Here is a 14,422-nt window from a genome sequence, read left to right on the forward strand (position 1 = left end):
GCTCAGCCGCTCGACCGCCCGGCCAGACGGTAGCCGCCGGCGCCGCCGACCGGGCAGGCCAGGAGCAGCCGCGCCGGGACGCCGCCGAATGCCGCGGAGACCGCCTGGTTCAAGCGCTGGACGTACTTCGGTACCGAGGACGGCGCGACATACAGCGCCCCGCGATCTGCTCGGTCGGGAGGCAGCCGTCGGGGGCGTCGTAGAGGACTTTCACGAGGGCGAACAGCCGCTGCGACAGCTCGCCCACCACGCCGTCGCTGCCGGCTGCGGCGAGGGTGACTGTCCGGCCCGGGCCGAGCGCGACGTGCTCGATGACCAGTTCGGCCGAAACCTCGTCCAGGTCCTCCGGCGCGGTGTCGTCCAGGCTCGTCCGGGCCAGGCGCTCGCGCGCCTCCTGGTAGGCGGACACCGTGTAGTACGCGGCCCGGATGGTCGCCCGCTTACCGGAGGCACCCGGCTCGTTCCATAACCCGGCCTCCGGGTCCCACAGGTCGTTCATCAGCTGCCACGCCTTGGTGAGCCGGGGATCGCGCGGGCTCGCGCCGGCCCGGACGGCGGCTTGGGCGCATAACGCGTAGGCCATGTGCTCCCACGCGGTGCCCTGCACGTCCTTGTCGTCCTCGACGAAGGTCTCCCAGCGGTGGTGATTGCGCAGCAGCCACCGGCCGGCCTCGGCGACCGCCTCGGACACCCGCTTCGGCTGCGCTGCCCCGTGGACTCCGCCGGTTTCCCGCGGCTCGTCGCGGTACGCGGGCCGGCCGCCCGGCCCGGTCCCGGAGCAGACCGCGGACAGCGCGAGCAGGCACAGCGCGGTCTTGCTCGGGCTCGGATCGGTGTCCACGTACGTGCGCCACCCCCACGCCCCGCCGGAGCGCCGGTGGTAGAGCAGCCCGCGTACTCCGTGGTCGATCAGGGGCTCGACGCGCCCCAGCAGATCGCCGGTCTCCACCCCGCCCGGCAGCAGCACTCCGGGACCGAAGTCGTTCAGGACGTCTCGGAGATGGGCCAGCGCCTGCAGAGCGAGAGCGGTCTGCAGCGACGTGTCGTCGAGTCCGAGGACTTCGGACCAGCCGTGGTCGACCTGGTTGGCCTCCAGCCAGCCGACGCACCAAGCCGCGGTCTCGGCCACGCCGTCGTGGTGGAAGAAGCGGGGGTGGGACAGCAGACCGGCGAGCCCGAAGGCGACGAAGCGCGTGTGCTCCCCCCGTCCGCCCTTCTGCCGGGGCCGGCAGTGCTGCGCGATGGCGCCGGTCAGGAAGTCCAGTGCCAGGCGAGCCGGCTCACCTGCGATCCTGGCGGACCGCAGGATCGGCAGGACCTCGCTAGTGTTGACGATCGAAGACACCGAGGTGAGCGTGAGCCCCCAGCCGCCGTCGTACCCCTGGTGGTCCAGCAGGGTCCGGGCCGCCTCGCCCGCTCTGCTCCCGAACGCTCCGAGCCCCGCCCGCCCGCTCCTCATGGTCCGCCCCCTCCGCCGAGCATCGACGGCCCGTTCGGACCGTCTCCGGCGGTGTTGTCAGGGAAGCGCGTTCGCGCCCGAGCCGCAACGGTGCCTGGCCGTGCAGTCCCTCTGCAGCGCGGGTGCCGCGGCCGGCGAATCAATCCACGGGCGCGCCCCAAGGTGCTGCCGATCCTGGCTGCATGTAGGCCAGGTGGCTGGTCGCGTGGTGCCTTTTCGCGGATCGGGCGCTTGCTTGGGCGCAGGGTGGCGTCGTGGCGGAGAAGGTTGGCCATGGTCACCCTGCCGCGGATCTCGCCCATGTTGGCCTCGCCGGGTCGCCTGCCCTTGCCGGGTGGTGACGACCGGTGGGCGGCGGAGACCAAGCAGGACGGCCAGCGGGCCATTGCCTACGTCCCGGGTGACGGGACGGTGGAGTTGCGGTCCCGGTCCGGTGAGGACGTCACCGCGGCCTACCCCGACCTGCAAGGTCTGGGGGCTGTGCTCGGAGGGGCGGCGGCGGTCCTGGACGGCGAGATCATCGCCCTGGACGAGAACGGCCACGCGGACTTCGAGCGGCTGCAGTCCCGCATGGGGCTTGCCCGCTCTCCCCGTCTGGCCGCCCGCCGTGCCGAATCCGTACCCGCGCATCTCATCGTGTTCGATGTGATGGCCCTCGGCGGCGACACCTTGCTTCAGCGGCCCTATGTCGAGCGGAGGCAGGTGCTGCGCTCGCTGGAGTTGGGCGGGCTGAACTGGTCGGTGCCGGACGCGGTGGTCGGCCGCAGCGCGCAGGCCCTCGAACTCACCCAGGCCGCGAACGTGGAGGGGATCGTCTGCAAGAACCTGACGTCCGTCTATGAGCCCGGGGCGCGGTCCCGGTCCTGGATCAAGATCAGAAACACTCTCACCACGGATGCAATCGTCTGCGGGTGGGTGCCGGGCCAGGGCCGCCTGGCCGGTCTGCCCGGGGCGGTCCTGCTCGGGCAGCAAGTGGAGGGGCGGCTGCGGTACATCGGCAGCGTCGGCACCGGATGGAACCACCGCGAACGCGCCGAGCTGGCCGACCTGCTGCATATCGTCTCCGTCACGACCTGTCCCTTCAGCCCGGTTCCCCGGATTCCGGGTGCTCGTTGGGTGCTGCCGCGTCTGGTCGGCGAGATCGGGTACACCGCCTGGACACGGGCGGGCCTGCTCCGCCACCCCTCGTGGCACCGGCTCCGGCCCGACCTCGCGCCGGACGACATCGCGTGACGCCGTCCGGCAGCCGCCGGCCTTCGTGAGGGCAGACCTACAAACTGGCCGGGCCGCCGGCCCGGACGCCGTCCAAGACCCGTTGGTGGAGCGCCGGAAGTCCACCGTCCGGCACTGGCAGGGGGCTGCCCTGGATCTCGTACCACTCCTCGGCGCCGGTGTACTGCACGGCCACCCGCGCCCGGCCGTCGGGCAGTTGGCGGGTGGCGACGGTCAGTTCTCCGCTCACGACGCCCACCTGGACGGTCATCACGCCGCCGGGCCCCGCGGTCACCCCATCCACCAGGTCACCGGCCCCGGGGTGCTGGTCGCCGCTCACGGCGCGCAGGTGTTCAGCATCTCGGCGAGCCGGGTCTTCTCGGCGTCGGTGACGGTCAGGGCGTAGAGGGTTTTGATGTGGGTCCAGGCGCGGCTGTAGGTGCACCAGTACGAGCGCAGCGGCGGTGCCCACTGGTCGGGTGACTGGTCGCCTTTGGACCGGTTGGAGGCGGCGGATACTGCGATGAGCTGCGGGTTCGTCAGGTCGTTGGCGAACGCCTTGCGCTTGTCGGTCGTCCAGGTGTCCGCCCCGGACCGCCAGGCGTTCGCCAGCGGCACCATGTGGTCGATGTCGACCTGGGAGGCGGCGGTCAGTTCCCGGCCGTCGTATGCCGACTGCCATTTGCCGGAGACCGCCCGGCACTGGTCGTCGCGTACGACGTCGGTGCCGTCGCGTTCCAGAACGACCTCGCGGGTGTCGCAACGCCCGGACTGGGCGATCCAGTGCGGGAACTTCTCCCGGCTGTAACCGGTCATCGGCCGCGGCGCGGCCACGGGGAGTTCGGCCAGTTCCCGCTGCGCGGTTGGGGCCGGCGGCGGCTCCGGCAGAACGACCGCCGATGACGGCGTGGAGGTGCTGGCGGTGTCCGTAGCGGTCGCGGGTACCGGGGCGGCAAGGGCAGCGAGTAGCGTTCCGGCAAGGGCAGCACGGCGCATCATCGAACGCGAGGTCATCATGGAAGGTTCGTAGCGCCATCCGGCCGCCCCGACGGGGACCGTCACCCGTACGGGGCCGCCACTCGTGTTGCGGTCGTCAGGCCGCGAGCCTGCCCCGGTGGCGGGGCATGATTCTGCCTGCTCAGCACTTCGGATCGCACCCCGGTGCGCACCAGAGCCTGGCAGACGGCCAGGTGGCCACTCCAGGCGCCGATCGCCCAGCGCCGTAGCCGGAGTTGTCGGCCGTTCGGAGCCCCGTAGAGTGACACCCCCCTTCTGGAGGTGCCCGGTGCTCACACACGTGCGACTGGTGATGATTTTCGCGGATGACCCGGAGGCGTCGGCACGCTGGTGGGGCCAGGTGCTCGACTCGCCGGTGAAGTCGGACGTGAGCCCCACGGGGGCCGTCTACGCCTGGGTGCAGGCCGGCGGCGTGGAGCTGGGGTTCCATCCGGCCGACGACGAGCGCAACCCCAGGGGCGGCAGCCCGGTGGTGTACTGGGGCGTCGATGACCTGGACCAGGCCCGGGGCCACCTGCTGGCCGCCGGGTGCGAGCACCACCGCGGGCCTCTGGTCATCGAGCCCGGCCGCCGGATCGCCCAGCTCCGCGACCCGTTCGGGACGGTCATCGGCCTTGAGGGCCCGTAGCCCCCGGACCGCAACCGGCCTGCGTACCCGCTGACCGAGCTTCAGCGGGTGCACCCGGCTGGTTCGTGCTCAGTCCACCAGGCTGTGCAGGCTGTCCAGCCCGGTCGCCGCGGCGTATGCCCGCAACGCCTCGCGCAGGGACAGCCCCGTCCACCGGCCGCCCAGCGCCGTGGTGGCTTCGGCGTACAGTTCCACCACCTCCTCGGGCGCCGTCTGGTGGCCGGCCTGCCGCAGGACCGCCAGCAGCCTGACGACGTCGATCAGCCCCGTCACGTCCGGGCGCTCGGTCTCGATTTCGAACAACACCACCTCGCCCCCTGCCCGTGACTGCGGGGGGGTCCGGGCTGGAGGTCCAGGTGGCCCAGCGGCAACAGGCGGACCCGTAGGCGGCCACGTGCGCGGTCAGCACATCTCTCCACGCCGCCTCGTCCTGGATCCAGGGAGTCCAGGCTCACCCATTCCCTGCGCTTACCGCCTATGCACCGCCTTCGTGCCGAAGGATGCGGGTGGCGTGTGGTCCGCGCCCCGGGCGCGGCGTTGCTGGCCAGCCGGCACGCGCCCGGGGGGACCATGGGCGGCCGGGGGTGAAGTCCGGCCTGCCCACACCGGACGTCTGCCCCCAGGCGACCGGTTCGTGCGCGCTACCCGGGTACCGATCGGGGTCAAGGTCCGTACCGGCCAACGGTTCTGCGAGGAGGCGTCCTCTTCGCCAGGTCGTGAGCGGGTCGCTCGCGAGCCGGGCCGGGAGCCGGTGAGCGCTCCCGGAATGCGCGGCGCCCGCCCCGCGGGTGTCGCGGGGGCGGGCGTTGTGCGGAGTGCGGGGTCAGGCGGGGGTGATGTTCTCTGCCTGGGGGCCCTTTTGGCCCTGGGTGACGTCGAAGTTCACCTTCTGGCCTTCGGTGAGTTCGCGGAAGCCGGAGCTGGCGATGTTGGAGTAGTGGGCGAAGACGTCGGGGCCTCCGCCGTCCTGCTCGATGAAGCCGAAGCCCTTTTCCGAGTTGAACCACTTCACGGTTCCACTGGCCATGCTGCCCTCCAAGGGGGTTCGAAGTCGGGTCGCCGCACGATGCGGGAGCCCGGAGGTGATCGCCCTGGTCCTCAGAGACTGCGAACAGCACAATCGCCCGTGCACGTGCTCACGGGCGACCGGTACTTCGGAACCACGACAGCTGGTTCTGACGCTACACCGGCAGCCGCACGCTCACCGCAGAATACTGATGGCAGGGCCTCGAATGGTCTCCGCCCGGTGCCGCCCCGGGTTCCACCCGGAGCCCGCCAGCTCTGCCGGGTGGGTTCGTGTTGGGGAAATCGGCGGCGCGAGGCGGCTCGATGGCAGACAATCCGGGCATGGATCAAGAGCAGTCGCCACGCCGCTTCGGAGCCGACTTCGTCGCGGCTCATCAGGAGCGCTACGGCCGCCGCCCTCCGGAACGGCGGGAACTGTCGTACGACATCGCCGTCGAGGAACCGTACGAACCATGGCGGGTGTGGCTGGACGACCAGTTCGCGCTGCTGGCGTCCGGTAAGGCCGATGAACTGGCCGGGAAGCTCTGGTACGACCAGCACTTCTGGCCCGTGATGCACGAGTTGGTTGCCGGTGCGCAATGCCGGGGCCCGGAGGTGCGGGCGGTCTACGAACAGGAGTGGTACGGGCTCACTCCCGACTGGACCGTTGTTGCCGCTGATGACGGACGGCCGCTGGCAGTTGTCGAGGTCCACAGCGAGAGCCCCGACCGCCGGGCGCTCGGGCAGATGCGGGCCTGGCACGATTTGGCGACGCGCATCCGCAAGATCCCCGTGTCCCTGGTGCTTGCTCTCAAGCCGACCGGTGGCCCGATCCTTCCGCCCGATCCGCGTACGGCCAAGCACATCGCCCAAGATCTACGCCGGTACCTCATGCAGCCGTTGGCGATCAACGAGATCCCGTCCAACGGCTACACCTTCTTGGTCCAGGGCGACCGGAGCACCGGCAGATTGATGACCTCGCCGCTCGGCATGGCCGCCTACCTTGCCACGCCCAGCTCCATCGCCGGCGTGGTCACCGCGCAGCCTCTGGTGGGACGAGTCGAGGACAAGGTCAGCAAGTACCGGCAGTTGGCTGCCGAAGGCATCCCTCTCGTCGTCGCGGTGGGGGCCCACCGGTTCACCGGACTGGAGGTCGAGCATCTGGACCACCTCCTGACCGGGCAGATGACCACGACCGTCCAGTTCAACTTCGGTGATGTGTACTTCGGGGACCCCGTCGAGGTCGACCTCGGCCGTCCGACACGGTGGTCGATGCCCGAAGAGCTCGCCGGCATACTGTGGCTGGACAACCAGTTGCCCTTCGGATCGGCGTGGCGCCCTAATCCGCAGGCGCGCACACCGGTACCGCCGGCATTGGGCCGGCGATGGGCAGCTGGAGCACGCCCAGCGGCGGCAGCATCGCCGATCCTGTCCGCCGGCGTCTCTGATGGGTAGCCCGGCCTGGTGCCCGCCCGCGCGCAGTGCCGTCCCGCCTACCGGCCCACGGGCCGCCGACTGCAAGATCCAGCCGCGCGTCTCGTGAATCGCGATGCGAAAGCGACGGCTAGGACAATGACTGCGTCCTCTGGGCGGCCCGGAACGAAAGCACGCCGGCCGGGCAGAGACCGGGATTACGGCTTCGGCCCTGCCTGAACCCCCGACCCGCAGTGCCGGGCCTCGCGCCTACTGCCCCACACTCTGGGCGTCGGTGATGGTGGGGAAGATGTGCAGGACGGCGTCAACCCCGACGAGGCGGAAGAGCCGGTCCAGGGGCGGCCCGAGGCCGGTGACGCGCAGGTCGGTGTGCTGGTGGGTGCGCAGCAGCAGGTTGATGAAGCTGGAGTCGCCGAACGTGACTCCGCTGACGTCGAGGATCACGCCGGATGCCGTGGCGGCGGCTGCCTGGAGTTCGTCGGTCAGGGGCTGCAGGGTGTCGGCGTCCAGGTCTCCCAGTGCGGTGACGACCGGCAGGTGCGTGGGAGCGTGATCGCTTGTCGACATGCCGCTCAGTATGGCGAAGCCCATGTCGCCCAGGGGCCACGCGGGGTTCCGTATCGGTGAAAGCGCCGGATGCGTGACCTTGACCTTGGTGCGGGGGCGGCCGGGCGGGAGCCGGCCGCCTACTGGAGGGATCTGAGTTCGGGGAACCGGTCCTCCCACGCCGTCTTGAGCCGGGAGGGTAGCCACAGGGTCGGCCACAAGCGTTGGAGGAGGCCGGCGTTGAGGAAGCGGCGGAGGTCGGCCGGGGCGCAGGCTTCGCGGATGACGGTCTCGTACAGCCTGCGGCGGTCCTTGTCGGCGGCGAGGTCGTAGCGGCGCTGCTGGGACCAGTCCAGTGCCGTGGGCAGGATGACGTGTCCGCTGGCAGGGCCCGTCAGCTCGCTGAGTGAGTCGGGCACGGCGTAGGGGCGCCGGTCCGTGTAGCGCTCCCTGGCTTCCATGGGTTCGAGTATGCCCAGGGCGGCCGGTGACTGCGCCGGATGCCGGCGCTGCGGGCGGGAAGAAGCTGCGTGCAGTTCCTCGGGAACGGCCGTCTGACCGACTGACCGACTACGCGCCGGACCCGGGACTTTGCACGTCGAGGCGGAAGTCGCGGTGGAGGTCCGCAGGCCACAGCGGGGTGCGGAGGGCGACTTCGAGGAGGAAGACGGTGCGCGCGTCCGTGACGCCGCTGCCGTCCAGGATGCGTCCGATGGTGGGGTGGGTGCTGCCGACCAGTTCGGCGACCGCCCGCGCGCTCAAGCCCCGTTCGTCCATCACCTTCAGCAGGCCGCGGGCGAGGGCCTGGGCGATGTGAGCGCCGGGCGGGGCGTCGTCGGCCAGGCGGGCGTCGGGCCACCTGCCGGAGGCGATGTGAGACGACGGTGGTCCGTCGGGGTTGCGCACGTCCTCGTTGTCCCATCCCGGCGTGATCAGCAGGACTGTCATCGGTCACCTCATTGTCTCGGGCTGGAGGGGGCGGCCGACGGCCGCCCCACTGCTGGTACGTTTATTTACCACTGGGTGGCGGAGGCTGACTGCCCGGGGGCGTGTTCTGTCCGGCCTGTGCCGGTGTGTGGAGGGGGTTGGGTTGGCGAATATGTTCGCCGGGGTCGACTGGGCGGACCGTTGGGTGGACTGCGCGGTCGTCCGCCGTGACGGAACCCGGCTCGGACACCGGCGCATCGTGTACGCCGAGAGTGCTGATCCGGTCGGGGACTACTGCGCGTTCCTCCGCTCGGTCAACCGCACCCGCTGGCGCACTATCCCCACCGCGATCGAGGACGCCGGCATCCTGTTCGCCCAGAACCTCGCCGACGATGGCCTGATCGTGGTGCACGTGGACGCCACGCTCGCCGCACGCGCCCGCAAGGCCGGCAGCATCGGCGCCGACACCAAGGCGGATCGCACCGACGCCTACCTTCTGGCCGGCATGCTCCGCACCGGCACCTTCGCCCCCCGGCCGGTAGGTTCACCCTCGGCGCGCGCCGTGCAGGTCCTCGCCCGTGCGCAGACCGACGCCGCCCACAGACGGGTCGAAGCTCTCCACCGGCTGCGCGCAGCCCTGGTCACCTTCTACCCGGCGGCTGTCACGGCCTGGCCCAGCGCGGGACTTCGGCATCCACAGGCGCGCGCCGTCCTAACCGCTGCTCCCTCCCCGCACGTGGCCGCGACGCTGAGCCGGGTCCGATTCGCCGAGGTGCTGCGAACGGCAGGGCGATGGCGCACTGTCAAGGACGAGGCCGAACGCCTTCATCTCCACTTCCGCCGCCCCGCCCTGCGCACGCACCCGGTGGTGGAGGAGGCGCGGGCGGTCGAGGTCCGCGGGCTGCTCGCCGATCTCGACCACGCCTGCGCCCGCGCCGACGACCTGGCCCGGCAGGCCGCGGAAGCCTTCTCCGCCCATCCCTCCTACAAGATCATCACCTCGTTTCCCGGGATCGGGGACCTCCTGGGAAGCCGCCTGCTCGGCGAGATCGGCGACCACCCCGACCGCTTCGCCGACGCCCGCGCCCTGTGCGCGTACGCCGGCGTGGTCCCTGTCACCTGGGCCTCGGGCACGGCGGCACGGATCTCCATGCGCCGCGCGGCCAACTCCGAACTGCGCGACGCTCTGTACCAGGCCGCGTTCTGCTCCCTGACCCAGTCGCTCGGCGCCCGCGCCTTCTACCGGCGCCAGCGCGAGCGCGGGATCGCGCACAACACCGCCCTGCGCAACCTCGGCGCCCGTCTGGTCCGCTGCCTGTTCTACTGCCTGCAGCGTGATGTGCCGTGGGACGAACGGGACGCCTTCCCCGCCCGGGAGGCGGAGCCCCCGTAGCGCCGGGAGCCGTGAGCGGCGCGGTTTGCGGCCGAGAGGGGAGGTGGCGGCCGGAGCGGTTCCGGCCGCTGCCCCCGCCCTCGGCCGGAGGCGGGCCCGCGGGCGGACAGCAGCGGGAGATGCCCATTGCATTCCGGGCCACCGAGCCCCTACGTGGGAATGGCGCCCGAACGCTGTCCGCCCGCCTCTGCTCCGACCCCGGCCCGTCGGCGGGATCCATCAACACCCTTCTGGTGGTACGTTTATTTACCGGCGGTAGGGCGGTCATCACCGGGCGTCCCGCCGCCGCCAGGAGGTCTCCCGGAACCTCGCTTGCTCCCCGCGTCAGCGGGGGTGAACCCACCGATCCGGCCGAAAGCCGATGGCCGCGTCGTCTCCGGGAGTGTTCCCCGGCGTGCCCAGCGCGCCGGGGAACACTGCGTTCGGGCGGCCGGCGCGACAGCGCTCAGCCGGCGAAGGACGGGAGAGCGGTGTGGTGTTGCCACGGTCCTGGACCTGTCCCGCGCGGTGACCGACGATCCATGGGGCTACCGCTGAGACCGAGCCGCGCTTGGGCCGGCTCGGCCTGATGCGCGTGTCGCGGGCAGGCGTGACCCGGTAGCTGCGGGCACGCTGCTGGTATTGGGCACCAGCTGGTTCTTCGCTGCTGCGGTGGGTTGGTCGGCCAGCCGGGCTGCGATGGTCCACCATGCGGCAGCTAGATGGGCGGATCGGGCCACGGCGTGGCACCGGGCTCGTTGGTCACCGATGCCGCCGGTCAGCGGCGCGAGGGCGTGGGGCACGGACTGGGTGAGCAGGCGGGCGTAGTTCCGGCCGCCGAGGAAGATTACGTGGGCGTCGTCCAGGTCGAGGGCGGCGGTCTGACGGGCGATCCGCTCGGGGGTGATGGCGTCGCTGTCTCCGAGACGGGTGTCGTAGGGGAACAGCGGACGTTCCAGGGGGACCAGGCCGTGCCGGGCGGACATAATCCGGATCAGGGTCTGCTCGGTCAGGGAGTCCGCGGCGAGCCGCAGGGAGCGATGGTATGGGCCGGTGTAAAGATGGCCGGCGGGGATGACGTCCCGGTAGCCGAACTTCTCCCAGGACGGCTCGGCCTTCTTGGACCCGCAGGCGATGATCACGATCCGGCGCCGTGAGCAGGGGATGTTGCCTCGCTGGCGGGCGTACTCGCGCCCGGTCGGCGTCAGGTACAGGGCCCGGCCGGACTGCTCGTAACTGCCGTGGACGACCCCGTGTTCGCAGGGTCGGATGTCGGCGTAGCCGGCGGCGTGGACGGCTGCCAGGGTCCGCTGGTTGAAGAACCCGGGTACGTGGTCGTCGATGCCCGGTACCAGGTGGTCGGGGCGGCGGGCGGCGGCGAGGACCGCGTCGTGCTGCCGTCCGGGGAGTTTGGGCAGCACGCCGGATGCGGGCGTCGGCGCGGGCGGTCCGTAGTGGGCCTTCCACTGTTCGTACGCCGCCCGGCCGGCGTCCGTGATCTGGTGTGCCCTGCTGCCGGGTTGGCGGTCGGTGATCAGGCTATCGGCGTGGAGCCGGGCCAGGGCGGCGGGGTGTCCGGTGATCATGCCGTTGTCGTGTGCGGCAAGGATACGGGCCCCGGTGGGGGTGAGATGGTGCAGATGATGCCTCTCGTGTGCGGCGCCGGCCCCGTCTGGCGGCGGTGCGCGGTCAGCGGGTGGCCGCGGGCGGGTGTGATGGTCGTGTGACGCCGCTTCACCGAGTTCAGCGTGTTCTGCGGATGGCGTCGGTGGCGGCCTTGGCGATGGCGGCGGGGGCGCTGGCGGGCCGGGGCAGGTGGAGCGGAGTGGTTCCCGGCAGGTGGCGGGAGTTCTTGGTGAGGGTGAGCTGGAGTACGGCGCAGCCGGCGGTGGTGAGGCGTTTGATGCGGGTGACGGCCCCGGCGGTTTCGTCGTCGGTGTACTGGGCGTCGGTGACGATCACCAGGAGGCGGCCGGTGCCGGGGCGGCTGAGGTCGAGGCCGTGGTCGAGTGCGTCGATGGCGTCACCGAGGTTGTGGGCGCCGCCGTTGGCGTTGAACTCCGTCACGCGCTCGGGTGCCCGGTGGGTGGGCCGGGTCAGTGCGGTCAGATCGTGGTCGTACGCGATGGTGGCGGTGCGGGAGTCGGGGTCGGTCAGGGCTGCTGCGCTCGCCACGATCCAGGCAGCGGACGCGACGGGCCCGCAGGCGACACGCATGGAGCCCGAGACGTCGACCGCGATCCCCACCCTCAACGGTGGAGTCGGGGAGTTGCGGCGGCGGGTGTGGGTGAACGGCTCCGCGGTGGGCACCGCGCCTGCGGCGCGCTGGGCGTCGCGGGCGCGGGCCTGGCGCATGTTGAGGCGGCCGGGCGGGGTGGGGCTGGTGGCCTGTTCCTCGGTCCGTTCGCGGTAGGCGGCGGCACGCAGGGCCCGGCTCAGGCGCGCGGCGGCGCTCCGCTCGGCGGCGGTGGGCCGGCGTGTGCCGGTGACCGGGTTCCCGGAGGGCGCCGGTCTGCCGTCGGGGCTGACCGTGGTGCCACGGGGGTTGAAGACCGACGTGGCGGTGGCGGCGGCCTTGCGTCGCCGGCCGGCCTGCTCGGCGCGGTCCTGGACCCGTGCCTCCGCCCGTGCGGCCACGGCGTCGTCCGCGGCAGAGCGTGCCGCGAGGTCGGCGGCGTCGTTGGCGGCCATGGTGTCCATGACGACCGTCACGGCGCCGGACAGCAGATCGGTGAGGTCCTGCGGCGCCGGGGGCAGGGCAGGGGCGGCGGTCTCCAGGGCGTCGCACCAGTCCTGGGCGTGCGCGAGCATGGTGGTGGCGTCGTGGTCGGCGCACCGGTGGGCGGCGGTCCAGATGCCGGTGAGGGTGGCCAGCAGGTCGGCGCCCAGGACCCGTTGGCACAGGTCGGCGACGGCTTGGGTCTCGCCGGCGTCCAGGATGCCGGCGTCCCGGCGCCCCAGCATCAGGGCCGCCACACTGGCAGCCTGCTCGACGCCCTGAAAGCTGGGGCTGGCGATATCGGGCATGACCAGGGTCCGGGCACTGGTGCGCAGGTACGTGCGGTCGGTCGGCCGCCGGGTCAGATGGGCGCCCTCGACACGGCTCTCCTCCAGCAGCAGCGCGGCCTCCACGACACGGGGGTCCGCACCGGCCGGCTCCTCCCACACGGAGTGGGCGGCGTGGGCGGCCTCGTGAACGAGAACCCCCCAGGCGGCGGGATACCGTTCCTCGTCGCCCACGATCCGCGGGTTCACCTCGTGGGGTCGGAGGGGCTCGAACAGCCTGGCATCGAACTCCACCTCCGCAAGCCTGGGAAAATAGGCGGCAGGTGCGCCGGAGCGGGTGCCGGGACGGCAGATGACAATCAGGTCCTGGCGGCCGGACAGGGCGACCAGCCGGTCGCCGAGCTCGGCTCCCACCCGCAGCCACGCGGCCGGAGAGGAACGGGGCTGCGCGGACGGGGCGCCGTCGTCGTCCCACCGCGCGAGGTCGGCGTCGTCGAGCGCGGTGGAGGACTGGACGTGGTGATGGGCGCTCATCGCGAGCGGCCCCGATGGGCGGAGCCGGTGCTGCCCGGGGGCTGCCGGGCAGCCGACGCGCTCGCAGGCGGGAGCTGCCGGCCCAGGGTGAGGGGCGCGACCTGCTGGATGCCGACGACCTTGGCGACGGCTTCGGCGACGGCGTCGCGGTCCTCCAGGGGAGCGATCCCGACGAGATTGCCGAGCGCGGCCCTGGTGCCGAGGACGGCCTCTGTCTTCTGGTAGCTGAGCAGCTCCCGCAACTGCGGGGCCCAGCCCATCTCGCCGAGGTCGACCTGGCGGGCGAGGTTTCGGGCGATCCGGACCACCCGGGCATCGATCTTCAGAGCCAGGGCGAGGTCGTAATCCGTTCCCACCTGAATCTGTACACTAAATCGGCTCGCGAGCGCTTCGGTCAGCACGGCGCCGTGCACGCCGGGGTTGTGGCCTGCTACCACGTAGAAGCCCGGCTCGGCCTTGATGGTCTCCCCTCTGTGGGCCTTGACCTGGATCTGGCGGCGACCGTCCATGGCCGGGTAGAGGGCGGCCAGCACCTTCGGCGAGATCAAGGTGGCGTCGTCGATCAGCAGGGCGCGGCCCTGGGTCATCGCGGTGATCAGCGGACCGTACTGAAACGTGTAGCCTCCGCCGTCGGCTTGCGTGTACTCGCCGATCAGGTCGCCGACGGTGGTGTCGCCGTCGCCGGCGACGGTGATCAGATCGGGGAACGCGGCCTCCACCAGCGACGTCTTGCCGGTTCCCGGAGGGCCGTAGAGCAGCACCGGCACGTCGGCGTCGCGCAGCCGGTTCAGCGCCTCGACGTCGGGCAGGGAGGCCAGCTCCCTGGGGTGGTAGAGCTGTCCTCCCGCGCGGCGGATCGGACCGGGCTGCTGGGGCTTGCGGGCTGCCGGAGCGCTGGTGCGGGCCGTGGCCGCCTGGGCGCGGGGAGCGTGGGTGCCCGGTGGGCTGATCACCGCGGCCCGCGCGGCTGCGGCGGTCTTTGCGTTCGCGCGGAACTGCGGCTGTCCGGTGCCGTGCTGGTCGGCCTCGCCGCGTCGCGCCAGGGTCAGCGCGGCGTTACGCACTGCCCCGTGGGAGTGGCCCAGCTGCCTGGCCATGTCCCCGATGGTGAGACTGTCAGCAGGCCGGTCGGCCAGCAGCCGGGCCACCTTGGCCCGTAGTTCGCCGCCCCTGGTGCGTGCTGAAGTCGCGGGTGGTCCGGGTGGAGTCAAAAAGCGGATCCTTCAACTGGTTTGCGTGCGGGCGGGGTTGGCAGTGCAGGTGCGGGAGGTTCTTTCCCTGG

General features: G+C 71.8%; 15 protein-coding genes. 4 read left to right on the plus strand and 11 right to left on the minus strand.

Features of this window, described 5'->3' with window-relative positions:
• Positions 1–109 precede the first annotated feature (109 nt).
• A complete protein-coding gene (locus tag ACQPW6_RS28415; protein ID WP_433892536.1) occupies positions 110–1,459 on the minus strand; it encodes a hypothetical protein in 1,350 nt (449 codons plus the stop codon).
• A gap of 273 nt (positions 1,460–1,732) precedes the next feature.
• On the opposite strand from ACQPW6_RS28415, the gene ACQPW6_RS28420 reads away from it, so the two are divergent.
• The gene (locus ACQPW6_RS28420) at positions 1,733–2,692 is read left to right on the plus strand and encodes an ATP-dependent DNA ligase (protein ID WP_433892537.1); all 960 of its coding nucleotides are present in this window, start codon (positions 1,733–1,735) and stop codon (positions 2,690–2,692) included.
• Positions 2,693–2,729: 37 nt separating this feature from the next.
• Here ACQPW6_RS28420 and ACQPW6_RS28425 read toward each other — a convergent pair whose 3' ends face one another.
• Together ACQPW6_RS28425 and ACQPW6_RS28430 are read right to left on the minus strand one after the other, a co-directional pair.
• Positions 2,730–3,011 (minus strand): hypothetical protein, encoded by a 282-nt coding sequence (locus ACQPW6_RS28425; protein WP_433892538.1) that lies wholly within the window; start codon positions 3,009–3,011, stop codon positions 2,730–2,732.
• Positions 3,008–3,685, minus strand: coding sequence for an HNH endonuclease family protein (locus tag ACQPW6_RS28430; protein WP_433894689.1), 678 nt, complete (start codon positions 3,683–3,685; stop codon positions 3,008–3,010). The genes ACQPW6_RS28425 and ACQPW6_RS28430 overlap by 4 nt, the downstream gene beginning before the upstream one ends.
• Positions 3,686–3,980: 295 nt before the next feature.
• On the opposite strand from ACQPW6_RS28430, the gene ACQPW6_RS28435 reads away from it, so the two are divergent.
• Positions 3,981–4,316, plus strand: coding sequence for a VOC family protein (locus ACQPW6_RS28435; RefSeq protein ID WP_433892539.1), 336 nt, complete (start codon positions 3,981–3,983; stop codon positions 4,314–4,316).
• Positions 4,317–4,385: 69 nt separating this feature from the next.
• Here the strand turns inward: ACQPW6_RS28435 and ACQPW6_RS28440 are convergent, their stop codons facing one another.
• Together ACQPW6_RS28440 and ACQPW6_RS28445 are read right to left on the minus strand one after the other, a co-directional pair.
• Positions 4,386–4,625 carry a hypothetical protein gene (locus tag ACQPW6_RS28440; RefSeq protein WP_433892540.1) on the minus strand — a complete coding sequence of 80 codons (240 nt, stop codon included), beginning with the start codon at positions 4,623–4,625 and terminating at the stop codon, positions 4,386–4,388.
• Positions 4,626–5,139: 514 nt separating this feature from the next.
• Complete coding sequence (locus tag ACQPW6_RS28445; RefSeq protein WP_311299136.1) at positions 5,140–5,343, minus strand: cold-shock protein; 204 nt, start codon at positions 5,341–5,343, stop codon at positions 5,140–5,142.
• A gap of 320 nt (positions 5,344–5,663) precedes the next feature.
• On the opposite strand from ACQPW6_RS28445, the gene ACQPW6_RS28450 reads away from it, so the two are divergent.
• Entirely contained in the window at positions 5,664–6,776 is a 1,113-nt protein-coding gene (locus ACQPW6_RS28450; protein ID WP_433892541.1) for a hypothetical protein, read from the plus strand.
• A 228-nt stretch (positions 6,777–7,004) separates the two neighbouring features.
• Here ACQPW6_RS28450 and ACQPW6_RS28455 read toward each other — a convergent pair whose 3' ends face one another.
• The 3 genes from ACQPW6_RS28455 to ACQPW6_RS28465 all read right to left on the minus strand — a co-directional run bounded on the left by ACQPW6_RS28455 (position 7,005) and on the right by ACQPW6_RS28465 (position 8,249).
• The gene (locus ACQPW6_RS28455) at positions 7,005–7,322 is read right to left on the minus strand and encodes an STAS domain-containing protein (RefSeq protein WP_433892542.1); all 318 of its coding nucleotides are present in this window, start codon (positions 7,320–7,322) and stop codon (positions 7,005–7,007) included.
• Positions 7,323–7,441: 119 nt separating this feature from the next.
• Positions 7,442–7,762: a hypothetical protein gene (locus ACQPW6_RS28460; protein ID WP_433892543.1), complete on the minus strand. Its 321-nt coding sequence runs from the start codon at positions 7,760–7,762 to the stop codon at positions 7,442–7,444.
• 109 nt (positions 7,763–7,871) lie between these two features.
• Positions 7,872–8,249 carry a helix-turn-helix domain-containing protein gene (locus tag ACQPW6_RS28465; RefSeq protein ID WP_433892544.1) on the minus strand — a complete coding sequence of 126 codons (378 nt, stop codon included), beginning with the start codon at positions 8,247–8,249 and terminating at the stop codon, positions 7,872–7,874.
• A 151-nt stretch (positions 8,250–8,400) separates the two neighbouring features.
• Between ACQPW6_RS28465 and ACQPW6_RS28470 the strand changes: the two genes are divergently transcribed.
• Entirely contained in the window at positions 8,401–9,621 is a 1,221-nt protein-coding gene (locus ACQPW6_RS28470) for an IS110 family transposase (protein ID WP_433894690.1), read from the plus strand.
• A gap of 527 nt (positions 9,622–10,148) precedes the next feature.
• On the opposite strand, the gene ACQPW6_RS28475 is transcribed toward ACQPW6_RS28470, so the two are convergent.
• The 3 genes from ACQPW6_RS28475 to ACQPW6_RS28485 form a co-directional block, all read right to left on the minus strand.
• On the minus strand, positions 10,149–11,186 hold the full coding sequence (locus tag ACQPW6_RS28475) for a DUF6884 domain-containing protein (RefSeq protein WP_433892545.1): 1,038 nt from the start codon (positions 11,184–11,186) through the stop codon (positions 10,149–10,151).
• Between the two features lie 157 nt (positions 11,187–11,343).
• Positions 11,344–13,140 carry a hypothetical protein gene (locus ACQPW6_RS28480; RefSeq protein WP_433892546.1) on the minus strand — a complete coding sequence of 599 codons (1,797 nt, stop codon included), beginning with the start codon at positions 13,138–13,140 and terminating at the stop codon, positions 11,344–11,346.
• Positions 13,137–14,288: an AAA family ATPase gene (locus ACQPW6_RS28485; protein WP_433894691.1), complete on the minus strand. Its 1,152-nt coding sequence runs from the start codon at positions 14,286–14,288 to the stop codon at positions 13,137–13,139. The genes ACQPW6_RS28480 and ACQPW6_RS28485 overlap by 4 nt, the downstream gene beginning before the upstream one ends.
• Positions 14,289–14,422 lie beyond the last annotated feature (134 nt).

It is taken from the genome of Streptomyces sp. CA-111067, from assembly GCF_050956065.1.
Classification (GTDB): Bacteria; Actinomycetota; Actinomycetes; order Streptomycetales; family Streptomycetaceae; genus Actinacidiphila.

What these genes read in the sequence shown, in the direction of transcription:
- ACQPW6_RS28415 (WP_433892536.1), bottom strand. Translation starts at nt 1,459, where the DNA reads ATGAGGAGCGGGCGGGCGGGGCTCGGAGCGTTCGGGAGCAGAGCGGGC.
- ACQPW6_RS28420 (WP_433892537.1), top strand. Translation starts at nt 1,733, where the DNA reads ATGGTCACCCTGCCGCGGATCTCGCCCATGTTGGCCTCGCCGGGTCGC.
- ACQPW6_RS28430 (WP_433894689.1), bottom strand. Translation starts at nt 3,685, where the DNA reads ATGACCTCGCGTTCGATGATGCGCCGTGCTGCCCTTGCCGGAACGCTA.
- ACQPW6_RS28435 (WP_433892539.1), top strand. Translation starts at nt 3,981, where the DNA reads ATGATTTTCGCGGATGACCCGGAGGCGTCGGCACGCTGGTGGGGCCAG.
- ACQPW6_RS28445 (WP_311299136.1), bottom strand. Translation starts at nt 5,343, where the DNA reads ATGGCCAGTGGAACCGTGAAGTGGTTCAACTCGGAAAAGGGCTTCGGC.
- ACQPW6_RS28450 (WP_433892541.1), top strand. Translation starts at nt 5,664, where the DNA reads ATGGATCAAGAGCAGTCGCCACGCCGCTTCGGAGCCGACTTCGTCGCG.
- ACQPW6_RS28455 (WP_433892542.1), bottom strand. Translation starts at nt 7,322, where the DNA reads ATGTCGACAAGCGATCACGCTCCCACGCACCTGCCGGTCGTCACCGCA.
- ACQPW6_RS28460 (WP_433892543.1), bottom strand. Translation starts at nt 7,762, where the DNA reads ATGGAAGCCAGGGAGCGCTACACGGACCGGCGCCCCTACGCCGTGCCC.
- ACQPW6_RS28465 (WP_433892544.1), bottom strand. Translation starts at nt 8,249, where the DNA reads ATGACAGTCCTGCTGATCACGCCGGGATGGGACAACGAGGACGTGCGC.
- ACQPW6_RS28470 (WP_433894690.1), top strand. Translation starts at nt 8,401, where the DNA reads ATGTTCGCCGGGGTCGACTGGGCGGACCGTTGGGTGGACTGCGCGGTC.
- ACQPW6_RS28475 (WP_433892545.1), bottom strand. Translation starts at nt 11,186, where the DNA reads ATGATCACCGGACACCCCGCCGCCCTGGCCCGGCTCCACGCCGATAGC.
- ACQPW6_RS28480 (WP_433892546.1), bottom strand. Translation starts at nt 13,140, where the DNA reads ATGAGCGCCCATCACCACGTCCAGTCCTCCACCGCGCTCGACGACGCC.